This is a genomic window from Bacillus sp. FSL K6-3154 (assembly GCF_040869395.1).
GTDB classification, from domain to species: domain Bacteria; phylum Bacillota; class Bacilli; order Bacillales; family Bacillaceae; genus Bacillus; species Bacillus safensis.
In genome coordinates this window covers 2,175,245-2,190,547 of record NZ_CP152033.1, presented here as the reverse complement: position 1 = coordinate 2,190,547, position 15,303 = coordinate 2,175,245, and the positions used below count along the sequence as shown (strand labels likewise).

General features: G+C 43.3%; 13 protein-coding genes. 5 read left to right on the top strand and 8 right to left on the bottom strand.

The window, feature by feature from the left end; translation table 11 throughout:
- Window positions 1-171: 171 nt before the first annotated feature.
- The 4 genes from MHH61_RS11165 to MHH61_RS11150 all read right to left on the bottom strand — a co-directional run bounded on the left by MHH61_RS11165 (window position 172) and on the right by MHH61_RS11150 (window position 5,115).
- The gene (locus tag MHH61_RS11165; protein WP_125587528.1) at window positions 172-1,920 is read right to left on the bottom strand and encodes a methyl-accepting chemotaxis protein; all 1,749 of its coding nucleotides are present in this window, start codon (window positions 1,918-1,920) and stop codon (window positions 172-174) included.
- 99 nt (window positions 1,921-2,019) lie between these two features.
- The gene (locus tag MHH61_RS11160) at window positions 2,020-3,141 is read right to left on the bottom strand and encodes a mannitol-1-phosphate 5-dehydrogenase (protein WP_125587529.1); all 1,122 of its coding nucleotides are present in this window, start codon (window positions 3,139-3,141) and stop codon (window positions 2,020-2,022) included.
- A gap of 1 nt (window position 3,142) precedes the next feature.
- On the bottom strand, window positions 3,143-3,577 hold the full coding sequence (locus MHH61_RS11155; protein ID WP_012008933.1) for a PTS sugar transporter subunit IIA: 435 nt from the start codon (window positions 3,575-3,577) through the stop codon (window positions 3,143-3,145).
- A 95-nt stretch (window positions 3,578-3,672) separates the two neighbouring features.
- On the bottom strand, window positions 3,673-5,115 hold the full coding sequence (locus MHH61_RS11150) for a PTS mannitol transporter subunit IICB (protein WP_024427324.1): 1,443 nt from the start codon (window positions 5,113-5,115) through the stop codon (window positions 3,673-3,675).
- Between the two features lie 507 nt (window positions 5,116-5,622).
- Between MHH61_RS11150 and MHH61_RS11145 the strand changes: the two genes are divergently transcribed.
- The 3 genes from MHH61_RS11145 (at window position 5,623) to MHH61_RS11135 (ending at window position 8,663) form a co-directional block, all read left to right on the top strand.
- Window positions 5,623-7,257, top strand: coding sequence for a copper resistance CopC/CopD family protein (locus MHH61_RS11145; protein ID WP_125587530.1), 1,635 nt, complete (start codon window positions 5,623-5,625; stop codon window positions 7,255-7,257).
- 16 nt (window positions 7,258-7,273) lie between these two features.
- A complete protein-coding gene (locus MHH61_RS11140; RefSeq protein WP_024425541.1) occupies window positions 7,274-7,888 on the top strand; it encodes a YcnI family protein in 615 nt (204 codons plus the stop codon).
- 178 nt (window positions 7,889-8,066) lie between these two features.
- Window positions 8,067-8,663, top strand: coding sequence for an NAD(P)H-dependent oxidoreductase (locus MHH61_RS11135; protein ID WP_125587531.1), 597 nt, complete (start codon window positions 8,067-8,069; stop codon window positions 8,661-8,663).
- Window positions 8,664-8,708: 45 nt separating this feature from the next.
- Here MHH61_RS11135 and MHH61_RS11130 read toward each other — a convergent pair whose 3' ends face one another.
- From MHH61_RS11130 to gabT, 3 genes are read right to left on the bottom strand one after another with little or no spacing between them, the layout of a single operon-like run.
- Window positions 8,709-10,103 carry an NAD-dependent succinate-semialdehyde dehydrogenase gene (locus MHH61_RS11130; protein WP_087978516.1) on the bottom strand — a complete coding sequence of 465 codons (1,395 nt, stop codon included), beginning with the start codon at window positions 10,101-10,103 and terminating at the stop codon, window positions 8,709-8,711.
- Complete coding sequence (locus MHH61_RS11125) at window positions 10,078-11,466, bottom strand: APC family permease (RefSeq protein ID WP_125587532.1); 1,389 nt, start codon at window positions 11,464-11,466, stop codon at window positions 10,078-10,080. The genes MHH61_RS11130 and MHH61_RS11125 overlap by 26 nt, the downstream gene beginning before the upstream one ends.
- A 21-nt stretch (window positions 11,467-11,487) precedes the next feature.
- Window positions 11,488-12,804: a 4-aminobutyrate--2-oxoglutarate transaminase gene (gene gabT / locus MHH61_RS11120; RefSeq protein ID WP_125587533.1), complete on the bottom strand. Its 1,317-nt coding sequence runs from the start codon at window positions 12,802-12,804 to the stop codon at window positions 11,488-11,490.
- Window positions 12,805-12,913: 109 nt separating this feature from the next.
- Between gabT and MHH61_RS11115 the strand changes: the two genes are divergently transcribed.
- Window positions 12,914-14,338: a PLP-dependent aminotransferase family protein gene (locus tag MHH61_RS11115; RefSeq protein ID WP_024427316.1), complete on the top strand. Its 1,425-nt coding sequence runs from the start codon at window positions 12,914-12,916 to the stop codon at window positions 14,336-14,338.
- 31 nt (window positions 14,339-14,369) lie between these two features.
- Here the strand turns inward: MHH61_RS11115 and MHH61_RS11110 are convergent, their stop codons facing one another.
- Complete coding sequence (locus tag MHH61_RS11110; protein WP_024425536.1) at window positions 14,370-14,681, bottom strand: helix-turn-helix transcriptional regulator; 312 nt, start codon at window positions 14,679-14,681, stop codon at window positions 14,370-14,372.
- A gap of 126 nt (window positions 14,682-14,807) precedes the next feature.
- Here MHH61_RS11110 and MHH61_RS11105 point away from each other — a divergent pair, with 126 nt between their 5' ends.
- Window positions 14,808-15,182 carry a hypothetical protein gene (locus tag MHH61_RS11105; protein WP_117590485.1) on the top strand — a complete coding sequence of 125 codons (375 nt, stop codon included), beginning with the start codon at window positions 14,808-14,810 and terminating at the stop codon, window positions 15,180-15,182.
- Window positions 15,183-15,303 lie beyond the last annotated feature (121 nt).

Below are 15,303 nucleotides of genomic sequence, written 5' to 3'. Positions count from 1 at the left end.
TATGGATAGCTTTTTGTATTAGTGAAAAATAAAACCAAAATGAGTATCCATAGCCACAAGGTAAGAACATCAATATCTTCTTTTTCATGACCGGAACACTCCTTTTGTTTGCGTGAGCAAGGTTTTGATTAACTTCATCGTACCTGACAAGTGATACATCGTCAAAATGATTTATAGACGATAACGTGCAATGTCCTGATTCAATCGCATGCTTAGTTCATTGAGCCTTTCTGCTGCTTTAGCCACATTAGAGATGGCTGTCACTTGTTCGTCTGTGGATGCAGTGATTTCTTCGATCGCCGCAGCATTTTCTTGAGAAACATGTGCTGCGCCGTGCATGGCTTTAGTGATGAGGTCGTTTTGCTCCAGCAGTGTATTCAGCTCTTTTGCCATCGCGTTTGTTTCAACGATGGTTTGTGAAATCAATGTAGAGATGGCATTGAACTCATGTTCTGTTGCATGCACCGCTTCATCCAGCTCGGCAAAACGATCCATTGTGCTCGACATGATGCCGGCTGTTGCCGTCGTTTCTTCTTTAATGCCTTGGATCATTTGCTGAATTTGAACGGCTGATTGTTTTGTCTGTTCAGCTAAATTCCGCACTTCACTCGCCACAACTGAGAAGCCTTTGCCATGCTCTCCTGCACGTGCTGCCTCAATACTTGCATTCAGCGCCAGTAAATTCGTCTCATTTGAAATGCTTTCAATCGTATCTGTGATTTGAGAAATATCCTGTACTTTTGTAGTTAACTGCTCGATTCCTGCTCTAATGCCTTGAGATGCCTGAATCGATTGTTCATTCGATTGTTTTAATTGCTGTACGATTTGCTGACCCTGCTGTGATGATTGACTTGATTGGTCGGAAATCCGTTTAATTTGATCACTCTGTTCTTTGACATTCTCAATAGATTGATTAAACTGGGTCATTTGTTGATTGGCTACTTCAAGATCGGATGCTTGATGAAGTGTTCCAGTCGAAATGTCTCCGATGGCTCGTCCAATTTCTTCACTGCTGGCTGAGGTTTCTTCAGAGATCGCCGATAAATCTGTCGCTGATTCAACAAGCTGACTGCTCGTTTCCTGTAAACCGCTCACCAGTGTTCTGAGTTCTCCTGACATATGGTTAAAGCCTTTTGCCAGCTGGCCGATTTCATCCGTTGTTTCCTTTAAGTTCGTGCGTTCAATATTCCCCGCCGCAATTTCCTTTGAAGCAGCAGTGACTTGCTTCAGCAGTCTGACTTTTCCTCGAGCAGCTAAATAAAAGACGCCTAGACTCAGAAGGGCGACACCTGCTGTAATGAGAATAATATAGAGCTTCATCTGCTCTAATTCTTTATAAAATTCGTCCTGGAAGACAGCGATACCTACACTCCAATTCCACGGCGTAAACTGGCTCATATAGGCGAGCTTTTCTTTTTCTTCGCCGGTTGCATCGTCCTTATCCATATAGGTCACATAGTGTGCATCCTCACCTTTTGCATTAGCGCCAGCGACCATTTTTTCACGATTGGTCGTGTTATCTGGAATGACGCCAATGTCGTTGACCGGATGAACCTGGGTAGAATAGTCAGTGCCATAAGCGATCAGATAGCCTTTATTTTTATAGATAAAATCTGATTTTTGAGATTGGTATCCCTTCCCGTTTTCATTTTTGGGTCCGCTCAAGTAAAGCCGGGCTTGTTCTTGCGCCTGCTCAAGCGTCAGTTCTTTTTTCTCCACACGGTCATTCAACTGTTCAAGTGTGGCCATCGCTCCGCTGACGATGTGCTTTAAATCTGCTTTCCCTGCATCAATTAATACATGTTTCGCTAACAAATACCCCGTTGTTCCAACAAGTCCACCCGTTAAAATCGTGATCACGATAATGGCAGACATTAATTGAAAAAAGACACTCCTTGACGCAAACGCTTTCTTTTTCATGTACAAATTCCCCCTTACTTTATATATCGTCAAGCAGGGAAAAGTATTAAAAAAGTCATAGAAAAAATCCCTTTCTCACGTTGGAAAGGGATTTTCTGATTAATGGGCTGTTTCTTTAAGAATGGCTTGATAAAGATCGTCTGCTGGCGAGAGTCCACATACCTCTTCCAGCACACCTTCAATGCCTTTTTCTTTTCGTAATGCCTGCAGACGAACAGCTTCTTCGTCTTCAGTAAAGTCGTAAGCCAAAGCTGCCACAATGCCTTTAATTAAATACTGTGGCTGTCTGATTTTTTTCGCTGGACCGATTAAACGGTCATTTGCTCCAAGCTTTCTAAGCGGGGAACGTGCGACGCGTGTGACTTCATCAGAGATAAAGGCATTTTCAAATCGTTTGATGATTTTTTGGATATACGCATCATGTTCTTCTTTTTGAAAACCATATGTGTCGATTAAATAACTGCCCGTTTCGTGAAGTGCACCTTCGACCACTTGACGAATCTCTTGTGTATCGACAGCTTCTTTAATCGTTTGCACGCCTTTCTCATACCCGACATAAGCAGCTAGTGCATGTCCTGTGTTGACAGTAAAGAGCTTACGCTCAATATAAGGCGTCAAATCTTGTACAAAGATCGCTCCATCGATCTGAGGAACGTCTCCAATAAAGCCTGTCTCATCAATGACCCACTCGAAAAATGGCTCGACTGATACTTTCAAAATGTCCTCATGGTGCTGAATGGGGACAATGCGGTCAACCGCAGCGTTTGGAAAACCAACTGTGTGTGACAGCGCTTCTTGTTCATCAGCTGTTAAATGAGAGAAAACGGCTTCCTTTAAATGAGAGCTGCCGCCAATCATATTTTCACATGCCACAATGTTGATGATATGATCAGATTTTTTCTGTTTTAAACCTTCAGCAATCGATGAAGCAATGATGTTCAAAACAGCTGGTCCAACAGCTGTTGTAATGAGATCAGCTGTTGCAATTGCCTCTGTTAATGCGGCTGGATCTTTTGCGGAATTGATGGCTGACACAGGACCAACCACTTCTTGCTGCTGCCCTGGTGCTGCGAGTTCAACCGTGTATTCTCCTTTTTCATTCAGCTCGTTGATCACCGCTTCATTTACATCGGTAAAAACGAGCTCAAAGCCTGATGCTTTTAACAAAGATCCGATAAACCCTCTGCCAATATTTCCTGCTCCAAAATGAAGTGCCTTCATGTTAGTTCACCTCGTTAAAGATGGCAATCAGTTCATCCTGATCCTTTGCATGAATGATACGCTCTACGTTTTCTTCCTCTGAACAGACAATCGCAATTTGAGAAAGAATATCGAGATGTTCATTGTTTTTACCAGCGATACCAAATACAACTTTAGCAATATTCCCCTCGCCATATTCAACGCCATCTGGAATTTGGATAATGGAAATTCCTGAATGAAGGACAGCCGCTTTCGCATCCTCTGTCCCATGAGGAATGGCAATTCCGTTGCCCATAAATGTAGAAGAAATGTTTTCTCTTTCAAACATTTTGTCCACATAATCACTTGTGACATAACCGTTTGCCACTAAGACTTCGCCTGCTTTTTTAATGGCTTCTTCTTTAGAGCCCGCTTGTTCGTTTAGAAAAATATTGTCTTTTGAAAGTACTTGTTTCATGAAAGATCACACACCTTTTTTAGAATAGAAAATCAGAAAACAACCAAAACGGGGAGTTCAATTAGGAAAAATTGGACTCAACCCGTTTCGTCATGTTATTTTTTCAATTTCTCAATCAGCTCATCATATTTCGGGCTGTTTAAGAAATTATCAACTGAGATATGGACAGCTCCTGGCAGTTTTGCCTTGGCTCTATCTGTTAAATCTTTATGAGTAAAGACCACATCGGCATCATCTGGGATGTTGCTGATGGATGTATTTGTCACATCAATATCAAGCTCTGCCTTTTTGACTTTATTCTTTAAGACGGATGCGCCCATCGCACTTGAGCCCATTCCTGCATCACAGGCAAAGATGATTTTGTTCACGTTATCTGGATTGATTTCATCTGGAGATGCTGCTTGCTCGCTTGCTTCAGCACCTTCTTTTTGTGCTGTAAGAGCAGCAGCTGCTGCACTTTTCTTGCCTTTCATGTCTTGCATTTTTTCTGTTGCTGCTGTTAAGTCTTCGTCCACTGCTTTAGATGCTTTTAAAATGACAGAAGCGACAAGGAACGATACGACCGCTGCCACGACAACACCTGCTAGAACGGCAAGGTGGCCGCCTTTTGGTGACATGAGCATAAGAGCGATAATACTTCCTGGTGAAGGCACAGCCTTTAAGCCTGCATTTAACAGTGTAAAGGTCAGAACGCCGCTTGCTCCCCCAGCAATAACCGCCAAAATGAGCTTTGGCTTCATTAAGATGTATGGGAAGTAAATCTCATGGATTCCCCCTAAAAATTGAATGACAATCGCACCCGGTGCAGACTGCTTTGCCGTCCCTCTTCCAAAGAACATGTAAGCTAGAAGAACACCGAGACCTGGCCCTGGGTTTGTTTCAAGCAAGAACAGAACGGACTGGCCTGTCTTCGCCGCTTGCTCTACTCCTAATGGACCTAAAATCCCTTGGTTAATGGCATTGTTTAAGAACAATACTTTCGCTGGTTCAATGAAGATACTTGCCAGCGGAAGTAAATGTGCATTGACAATGATATCTACACCTGCCGCAAGGGCTTTATTCAGGCCTAGTACCACTGGACCGATGGCGTAGAAAGCAATGGCGACTAAAATGGCACCTAGAATACCTGCACTAAAGTTATTAATCAGCATTTCAAAGCCTGATCTGATTCGGTCTTTGAACAGCTGGTCGATTTTCTTAATGAGATAACCGCCAAGCGGCCCCATGATCATTGCGCCTAGAAACATTGGGATGTCCGAACCGACAATAACCCCAATCGTAGCGGTTGCACCGAGTACCCCGCCTCGATGGTCATATACGAGCTTCCCGCCTGTGTAACCGATTAAGAGCGGCAGCAAGTAGTTGATCATTGGTCCAACAAGTGTATTTAATTGTTCATTTGGAAAATAACCACTTGGAATGAACAATGCGGTGATGAGTCCCCAAGCGATAAACGCTCCAATATTCGGCATGATCATACCGCTTAAATAGCTTCCGAAGCGCTGTACTTTTACGCGAAATCCGCTTTTTTCCTGCATCTATGAAAACTCCTTTCTTCTCTCCCTTTATTTAGGGCTTTATAGGTCAAAAGATATAAGAACAAGATTCAGTGAAGCCCTTATGCCTATCGTAAAACGCTTTCACTTTCTCTTCAATTGAAACTAAATGTCACTTTGTCACATAGTGTGTGACAAAATTGAAAAATGATGTGACATCACCTTCAGATCCCAATACAAAAGGGGAGTAAAGGTTGATCTTCCGTTGTTTTGAAGCAAAATTCATGGGAATTTCACAACTTTCAAATGGTCTCTTCTTGTTTCCTCTTCTTAAATCGAATAGGCTTATAATTGATCAAACCTATTCAATTAAGAAATGTCTGCGCAGACATGACACAGAAAAAGTGAACCATCTTGCTGTTTGTTTCGTTTACCTTTTAGAGAGGGCGGTACAATAGGAAGAGCGGTTTTTTCTGTGACTCACAGTTTACTGCCGCTTTCTTTCTGATACATGAGACATTTTCATAGGTAGAAAGGCGGTTATTCACCTTGTATAAAAATAGTAAGTGGCTTCTGCTTCTTATGGTCATGTTCGCTTTTTTCATTCCAAAGGAAGCATTTGCTCACGCATACGTCGTGAGCTCAAACCCGGCGGCAAATGAAGAACTGGATCAGCAGCCTCCTTCAGTCTCGATCACATTTAGTGAAGGGATTGAAAGCGGATTTCATGCCATTAAGGTGCTAAATGCAAAAGGTGATCGTGTGGATAAAGGAGATACGGTCATTAAAGATCAAAAGATCATGGAAGCGGCTTTGAAAAAGAATTTACCAAAAGGAATTTACACCATCCAGTGGAATGCGGTATCAGCGGACGGACACTCTGTCTCTGGCATGATTCCGTTTAGTATTGGAAAAGCGGATGGCGGTTTTGACCAATTAGAGCAAGGTCAAACGAATGAATCCATTGATGTGGCCTCAACTATTGATAAAGCCTTTCTTTATACGTCATTCAGCTTATTCCTTGGGACCATTTTGTTTGGACTGCTTTGGTTTAAGACTGCGATTTCACCTGTATTGGCGAAACGAATGAAGCGGCTTTTGACCGTGTCATTGATGATGATGGGCGGAGCACTTTTGTTCCAGCTGCCGATTCAGACAAAATCAGCGGCAGATGTGTCCTTTTGGGGGGCATTTCAGCCTTCGCTTTTACAAGAAACGATTGCGTCCACTTCTGGCGGTAGTCTGTGGATGATGCTTATGGCATCATTTGTTCTTCTCACCATCTGGACGATTGTAGCGGTGAGAAAAGGGGATTTCTCTTCTTTTCGGGTTTGGCTGTTTCCACTGCTCCTTTTCACAGTGCTCCTTTGGCTGAAGGCACAAATCGGACATCCAGCCGCAACAGACAATAGAATACTCACAACATCACTTGATTTCATCCATCTCGTCTCTGCTTCGATTTGGGTCGGTGGTTTAACAGCCATTGTCCTTCTATTGATGAAGAAACTGCCAAATGAAGATCAGCCGCTCATTCGGAGTACGCTAGCAGCATTTCATCCTTGGGCACTGCTCTCTGTTGGACTCATTGTGTTTTCAGGATTTGTGAATGCCATCTTTATTTTGCAATCGTTTGACGCTCTTTTCCAATCAGCATACGGACGCACCTTTTTAATCAAGCTTGGTTTATTTATCATCATGGGCCTTCTTGGGCTTATGCATTACTTGATGCTGAGATGGGAAAAGAAGCAGAAACGCAGCATTTCCTTACGAGCCGAATGGATGATCGGGATCGCCATTTTGTTATTAACAGCTGTCTTTACCAATATTCCGAGCCCTCCTCCGCCTGCACCTGAGCCCTTCTTTGGTGCAAATCAGGTCGAGCATCGTGATATTGTGTCCTTGAGCATTACTCCGAATGCCCCGGGGAAAAACTCATTCGAAGTGGCATTTACAAAGAAGAATGGCGAAACGATCACTGATATTCAATCTGTAACAGCCAAGATCCATAAGGTGGCTTTATTCGGTGATGAGACACCGAGTGAATTTCAGCTGAAACGATTAAAAAATGGTCATTTCTCTGCTGAAAATCTCTTATTAAATGAAAAAGGCACATGGAAGATTGAAATCCATGCGTTAACTGGTTCTTTTAAGAATATCGATACCACATTTATTAGAAGAAACTAAAAGGAGTTCATCACATATGAAAAAATACGTTAAAGCTTTATTACCAATGCTTCTCGCTTCATTTTTATTAGCAATTCCTGTGAGTGCGCACGTAACAGTCAAGCCTGATACATCTGCGACAAATGCTTGGGAGACCTATACATTAAAGGTTCCTTCTGAGAGTGACAGCCCGACGACAAAGGTTGTCTTGTCAATACCTAAAGGCGTAGAATTCCAGCAATATGAGCCAGTACCTGGCTGGAAAACATCAACTGAAGAGAAAGATGGCAAGGTAACAAGAGTGACTTGGGAAGCAACAGGTAAAGGTGTGCTTGCTGGACAATTCCAACAATTCGTTTTTGTAGCGAAAAACCCTGAAAAAGCAGGTGAAGCTGCTTGGGATGCGTATCAATATTATAAAGATGGAACTGTCGTTGAATGGACTGGCGATAAAGATGCTGATAAACCTCATTCCATCACAAACATTGTGGCATCTAATACTGTAACGGATTCACATGGCCAGGAAAAACCAAAAGAAGAAAAGGCCTCTGAAACAGCCTCTGCTTCTTCCTCACCACTTGTCCTTGGTCTGTCCATTGCTGCTCTAGTGGTGGCACTGATTGCACTTGGACTTGCTTTTAGAAAGAAATAAAAGCTGTATGAGCGATCGTTTTCTCAGAAACGATCGCTTTTTCTTGCATCACAGACTGTTTACTTTTATTAAAAATCAATTATTTTCCATTTTCCCAACTTGTTATTACCAATATAGGATTGAATAGGATAAAGCCGCGTGACATAATGAGACAGATGACCACATAGGAGGCTATGAGATGAACCATGTAATTATATTTGCTCATCCCCAGCAAAGCTTAAATCAAACCTTATTAGATCTTGTTGTGAGCACTCTATTGAACAATGGTCATAAAGTGACTGTTCGTGATGTCTATGCCCTAGGTTTTTCGCCAGAGCTCACCATTGCAGAAAAGGCTGCCATCAAATGCGGTGATGTCCCGATTGCTATTCAAAGAGAGCAGACACTGATTCAGCAAGCGGATGTGCTGACGTTTATTTTTCCAATATGGTGGACAGGCTTGCCGTCCATGCTAAAAGGATATGTAGAGCGCGTGTTTTCTGAAGGTTTTGCTTATCAGATCAGTGAAGATGGAGAGATTGAAAATCTGCTTCAGCACAAAAAAGGTGTCATTATCAACACCCACGATGCACCGAGGACTTTTCTTGATTCCAATAAAGTCTTCAGCTCCTCTCATCACATGACAACCGATACTGAAGTCTTCAATTTTATTGGCGTTCAGCCTGTCGAACGGCTTTTGTTCAGCAGCATGGAGCAGGCATCTGCAGATTACATACATGAAATTTTGAAAGAAACGAAAGAAACGGTGGATCAGCTTTTTCCGCCGGCTGTTTAACATAAAAAAGACTGCCGAGATTTCCTCTGACAGTCTTTTTCACGTTTATTCGTCTAACCCAATGGATACATATTTTGTTTCTAAATAAGGTTCGATCCCTTCGATGCCGCCTTCTCGGCCAATTCCGCTCTCTTTCATACCGCCAAAAGGTGCTTGGACAGCCGATGGACCGCCATCATTCCAGCCAATAATCCCATAATCGAGATGTTCTGAAATGTAGAGTCCGTTCCGATAATTTTCTGTAAAGAAATAAGCTGCTAGGCCAAAAGGTGTATCGTTGGCTAATTCAATTGCCTCGTCTAACGTTTTGAATGTCGTAATTGGTGCCACTGGACCAAATGTCTCTTCATGCATGATGTTCATCGAAGGATCCACATGTGTAAGAACCGTTGGCTGGACAAAATAATATGATTTGTCATCGTCGAAATGCGTATCGCCGCCGACAAGAACTTTCGCCCCTTTATCCACAGCATCTTGAATTTGACCGACAATTTTATCAAAGCCGCGCTTGTTGATAATTGGACCGATGGATGTACCTTCTTCAAAGCCATTGCCTACTTTCAGCTTTTCTACTTCTTTGCTGAAGCTTTGCGCAAATGCTTCATGAATGTCTTCATGCACAATTAAGCGGTTGGCACAGACACAGGTTTGTCCTGCATTCCGGAACTTAGATGCCACTGCCTGTTTGACAGCTAGTTCAAGATTCGCATCCTTGTCTACGATGAGCGGAGCATGACCGCCAAGCTCCATTGATACGTGTTTGACTGTGCTTGCACTGTTTTTGATCAAATGCTTTCCGACGGGCGTTGAGCCTGTAAACGTGATTTTTCGAATCAATGGACTATCTGTGAAGATTTCACCCACTTCTTTGCCATCTCCCACAACCCATTGCAGTGCATCCTCTGGAATGCCAGCTTCATGACCTAATTTTACTAGTTCAATGGCTGTCAGCGGTGTGTCTTCAGCAGGTTTTACAATAAACGTACAGCCTGCTGCAAGCGCAGGAGCTGCCTTTCTCGTAATCATCGCCGCAGGGAAATTCCACGGAGTAATGGCAGCAACAGGACCAACTGGCTGTTTTGTGACGAAAAGCCGTTTGTTCGTCGTATGTGACGGGATGGTTCTGCCGTAGATTCGCTTTGCTTCTTCTGCGTACCATTCAATATAACCAGCCGCATAGACGATTTCTCCTAATGCTTCTTGATACGGCTTTCCGTTTTCTTCTGTGATGATTTTCGCAAGCCTTTCTTTATGCTCAATCATCAGATCAAACCACTTACGAATGATATTGGCACGTTCATGCGCTGACGTTTTTGCCCATGATTTGAATGCTTTGTGTGAACGGGAAATTGCATCTTCGATCTGTTCTTTTGTATGCTGAGCAACTGAAGCAATTTCTTCTCCTGTTGCAGGATTATATACTCTGAGTTCGTTTGTCATGCTCTACCGTCTCCTTCGTTCTTGGATTCATTACATATAGTATATACCCAATGAGTACCCAACCTAAAAGCAATATCCATTCAGCTGGCCACGATAAGGAAGCCGGCATTCCTGGAAAGTAAAATGAAAGGAAAAGAAGACTCAGTCCGATGGCTAAAACACCTGTCGTCCGCCAATATTTAATGCTGTATGGACGCTCCAGCTCAGGTTCTGTTTTGCGAAGCCTCATAAAGGCAATGGACACGATTAAGTACCCGACGATGATTCCGACACCGCCTGCATTGACAATCCATACGAGGGCAGGACGCCCTAATAATGGAGCGAAAAAAGCTAAAACTCCAAGAAATAAAATGGCATTTGTCGGTGTTTTATACTTTGGATGAATATACGCAAACCATTTGGAAATCATACCTCTTTCCGCCATAGCATATAGAATACGGCTTGCACCGATAATAAAAGCATTCCAGCTCGTCACAATTCCTGCTACACCGCCAATGACCAGCACTGTTCCAAACGCTTGATGACCGAGAAGCTGTACCATCGCATCTGCGGTCGCTAATGAGGAAGCTTCGAGCTGTCCTTTTGACATTCCAGCAGCTACCCCAAAGACAATAAGCAGATAAAAAACGACTGCGCTCACGATGGAGATAATCAAGATTCTCCCAATGATTTTTTTTGGTGCGTTAATCTCCGCCGCTACTTGCGGAATGACATCAAACCCAACGAATAAAAAGGGAATCATGACTAACACCGCCATAAGCCCCCCAACCCCGCCTTGAAACATCGGCTCAAGGTTTGCAAAATCTCCATTAAATGTTGCGCCGCCTAAAAGGAGAAAACCTGTCAGAATAATCGCCACTGTGAACACGGACTGAAAAATGGCAGCAGGCTTCGCTCCAATGTAATTCAGCGCTGTTAAAAACAATGCCCCGCCAGATCCAATCAATACCCATGTGAAATAAACGTCCCATCCTCCTATATTCCATAAGAAGCCAGCATGCTGTGTTGGAATCACATAATCAATGACGGTCGGCAAGGCGACAGCTTCAAACGTAATCACAGACACATAACCAAATAATACGCCCCATGCTGAGACGAACGCTGCTTTCATCCCAAATGCCCGCTGGACAAAAACGAGCCCTCCGCCTGTCTCTGGAATCGCAGACGAAAGCTCAGCATACGTAAGTCCAATAAAGATGACGAGAATCCCGCCTATAATGAAAGCAATCACACTGCCTAAAAATCCAGCTGTTAAAATCCAATCTCCCGAAAGTACAACCCAGCCCCAGCCAAGCATTGCACCAATGGACAAAAACAGCACGTCAGACTGCGACATCGTTTTTGCCATTTGTTGTTTTTGCATACAACCATCCCCCTTTGTTGTTTAGCGTGCTTTGAAGGCGTCCTCGATAATCCCTAGTCCTTCGTGAAGCAGCTCATCTGTGATGACAAGTGGTGTTAAGAAGCGAATGATATTCCCATTAATCCCTGCCGTTAAAAGAAGCAGCCCGTGCTCATTTGCATATGCTGCAATCGCTGCGGCTGTTTTCTTATCCGGTGTACGCGTTGTTTGATCTTCCACAATTTCAATTGCCGCCATTGCCCCTAACCGGCGGACTTCCCCAATGAATGGATACGCCTGTCTCCATTCATTTGCTTTGTCCTCAATGACTTTCCCAATATGTTCAGATCGTTGATTCAGTTGTTCTGTTTCAATGATATCAAGGACAGCCAGTGCAGCTACACAGCCTAACGGACTTCCTGCATATGTTCCCCCAAGCTCCCCTGGATCTGCCGCATCAAGCATTTCTTTTCTGCCAACGACTCCGCTCAGCGGTAAGCCAGCTGCAAGAGATTTTGACACAGTAATTAAGTCCGGTACCACATCAAAGTGCTCAATCGCAAAGTATTTCCCTGTTCTCGCAAAACCGGTTTGGATTTCATCTGCAACAAAGACAATCCCGTGCTGCTGACAGAAGGAAGCGACATGCTGAACGAAACGCTTCGATGGCACTATGAATCCGCCCTCCCCTTGGACTGGTTCCATGACCACACAAGCAACAGTTTCAGGTGCAACGGCTGCGACGAAGAATTGATTGAATTGGTCAATGATATACTCGTCGTACGCGGCATCGCTTAATCCTTCAGGTTTTTGATAGTAATAAGGGTACGGTGCTTGGTACACCTCTGACGCAAATGGTCCGAAGCCAAATTTATATGGCTTGACCTTGCTTGTCATGCTCATTGTCATATTCGTTCTGCCGTGAAAACCTCTTGTGAACGACACAACGGCCTGTCTTTTCGTATATTTACGTGCAATTTTCACCGCATTTTCAACAGCTTCTGCACCTGAATTAAGAAAAATGGCTTTCTTATCATGGTCACCTGGTGTGAGATGGCACAGCTTCTCTGCCAATTCGATATACGATTCGTACATCATCACGTTAAAACCTGGATGAATCAGGCTCTCTGCCTGTGCTTTGACCGCTTCCACGACCTTTGGATGTGAATGTCCTACGTTTAATGTGCCAATGGCGCCTGCAAAATCGATAAATCGTTTCCCATCAATATCGAACAGCTCGGCTCCTTTCCCCTTCGCTGCAAGATGACGGTTGCCATTACTCACGCCTCTTGCGACGTATTGATCTCTTTTCCCCTGCCATTCTTCGGTTGAAAAACGGTTTGTTGTCGTTTGACTCATTGTCATCCATCCCCTTTATATCCTTTTTTATTATTCTGAATATTTTTTGGTATGATAGAAAGTACCAATATCATTTTTTTCATGGTACCAGAGAGGATGGAATGGTGAGATGCTGACAATTCAACTAGACCAAACAGGACAAAACGGATATATTTATCATCAAATTTATATGAAAATTAAAGAAGAAATCTTAAATCGCAACCTACAGCCACACGATCAATTACCATCTAAACGAGAGTTAGCCGATACATTAAACGTCAGCGTTAATTCAGTGAATGGGGCCTATCAGCAGCTGCTTGCTGAGGGATATTTATATTCGGTTGAACGCAAAGGTTTCTTCGTGGAATCACTAGAAACATTTCATGAATCTGGGCAGCTGAAACCCTCTTCTCTTCCTGTAGATTTAAAGGAAGAACCGATTGCACGAGACGACTGGTATTCCTTTTCACATATCTCCGTCGATACAGCGAACTTTCCATTTAAAAGCTGGCTGAAAAGTGAACAAAAGGCGATCCATCTCCACCAAGAAGCCTTCGGTGAGCTTCCGCATCCACAAGGTGTGTATGAACTGCGGGAAACGATTGCCCGGTTGATCGGACTTGCACGAGGGGTCAAATGCTATCCAGAACAGCTCATTTTAAGTGCAGGCACACAGTCACTGATCCATTCGTTATCAAGCATTCTTCCGGCCGATCAAATATATGGGTTAGAAAACCCTGGCTACCGCCGGCTCTATCAAATGCTGAAAAACAATCATCACCAAATTGAAACGATTGGCATTGACCAAAAAGGTGTGCGGATGAGCGACATTCATAAGAAACAGCCAAATGTGTTGATCATTACCCCTTCACATCAATTTCCAACAGGGGTGATTATGCCGATTTCCCGGCGTATTCAGCTGTTAAACTGGGCAGCCGATCAGCCAGATCGTTATATTATTGAGGATGATTATGACAGTGAATTTAAATATGGCACAGACAGCATTCCGGCGCTGCAAAGTCTTGACCGATATGACAAAGTCATTTATATGGGCACCTTTTCAAAATCATTGCTGCCTGGCTTGCGGCTAAGCTATATGGTGCTGCCTCAGCATTTATTGAGACGCTATAAGGAGGAACAGCATTTTTTCATTCAAACAGCTAATCTTTTTACACAATACACCCTTCTTCATTTTATAAAAGATGGGGCGTATCAACGGCATATTAAAAGAATGAATGGTTTATATGAGGAAAAACGGAAGCAGCTCATTGAAGAGCTCAATACGGTTTTTGCTGACAATGTGCGGATTATTGGAGAAAATGCCGGTCTTCATTTTATTGCAGAGTTCCGCTCAAATCGAACGCAGCATGAGATTTTACAGCGAGCGAAAGAAAGAAAGCTGAAAATGTACGGAATGGATCGTTTTACCCTTGATGAGCAATTGCCGGGGCATCAGCCAGGCTTTGTTCCGCTCGTCCTCGGCTTCTCACATATGAAGCAAGAAGATATTCAGCCGGCAGTGAAACGGCTGTATGACGCCATTTTCGGGAAATAAAACAGCCAGCTGTTCTTCATAGACAGCTGGCTTACCACCGTTCTTTATCTATAGCTAGAATCGATGACATGAGTCCAGGAAAAGCGGTCTCGATGTCTTCTTTTCTTAAAGAATAGTAACGGTGCTTCCCGTCAATTCTCACTTTCACGACGCCTGCCTCCCTCAGCACTTTGAAGTGATGGGAAAGCGTGGATTTGGCAATATTCATCTCATACGTGCCACATGTCCTCTCCCCCGCTTCCGCTAAGCAGCGGACAATTTCTAACCGGATTGGATCAGCCAATGCGTGCAGCACAGAAATCAGTCTCATATCTTCTTTGTTTGGATGGTTTGGATTCGTCATACAATAAATGTATCGTATTTTGTGCCAACATACAATCTCATTCACCTGGAGCTGACTAGTCAAGTAACGATATGACTTCACAAACGTCCATTATTCATGAGACTGTCTGAAGGGAAGGAACCCATTTTGAAACATAATATATGGATGAGTTTATTGATGATGATTCTCGCGATCTTCCTCTGCGCCTGCCAGTCCGTCCAATATTCTCAGTCAAAACCACCTAGTGCTGAAGAGTTATTAGCTATGGATCAGCAGGCAGATTTATTTCAATGGGAAGGAACGGTCTATGAAACAAATGTAGATTGGACGACATCCTTACACGTCACAAAACATCAGCAAGTAGGTGTCATTCAGAAAACAGCCGTCAAAAATTTTGAACATGGTACAGCTTCTAGGCTGCAAAAAGGGACCGCTATTTACTCTGTGAAAGAGAGAGAAGACATGTTGGTCGTCGAACTTCACGGCAAAACAAAAATATATACCGCACATGCGGAAGGATAAATACCTGTCATGCAGACGGGTATTTTTTTAAGTTCATTTTCTTGTCATGGGTCATTGGTTTTGTTATCATAGCAAAAGTGACCACTCGGTTTCCATTGTGACCATATGGTTTTGCCGATTC

Excerpts from the sequence above, each read along its gene's own strand:
- MHH61_RS11155 (WP_012008933.1), bottom strand. The coding sequence starts at position 3,577 with ATGAAACAAGTACTTTCAAAAGACAATATTTTTCTAAACGAACAAGCG.
- gabT (WP_125587533.1), bottom strand. The coding sequence starts at position 12,804 with ATGAGTCAAACGACAACAAACCGTTTTTCAACCGAAGAATGGCAGGGG.
- MHH61_RS11135 (WP_125587531.1), top strand. The coding sequence starts at position 8,067 with ATGAACCATGTAATTATATTTGCTCATCCCCAGCAAAGCTTAAATCAA.
- MHH61_RS11150 (WP_024427324.1), bottom strand. The coding sequence starts at position 5,115 with ATGCAGGAAAAAAGCGGATTTCGCGTAAAAGTACAGCGCTTCGGAAGC.
- MHH61_RS11125 (WP_125587532.1), bottom strand. The coding sequence starts at position 11,466 with ATGCAAAAACAACAAATGGCAAAAACGATGTCGCAGTCTGACGTGCTG.
- MHH61_RS11130 (WP_087978516.1), bottom strand. The coding sequence starts at position 10,103 with ATGACAAACGAACTCAGAGTATATAATCCTGCAACAGGAGAAGAAATT.
- MHH61_RS11165 (WP_125587528.1), bottom strand. The coding sequence starts at position 1,920 with ATGAAAAAGAAAGCGTTTGCGTCAAGGAGTGTCTTTTTTCAATTAATG.
- MHH61_RS11110 (WP_024425536.1), bottom strand. The coding sequence starts at position 14,681 with ATGACGAATCCAAACCATCCAAACAAAGAAGATATGAGACTGATTTCT.
- MHH61_RS11115 (WP_024427316.1), top strand. The coding sequence starts at position 12,914 with ATGCTGACAATTCAACTAGACCAAACAGGACAAAACGGATATATTTAT.
- MHH61_RS11160 (WP_125587529.1), bottom strand. The coding sequence starts at position 3,141 with ATGAAGGCACTTCATTTTGGAGCAGGAAATATTGGCAGAGGGTTTATC.
- MHH61_RS11140 (WP_024425541.1), top strand. The coding sequence starts at position 7,274 with ATGAAAAAATACGTTAAAGCTTTATTACCAATGCTTCTCGCTTCATTT.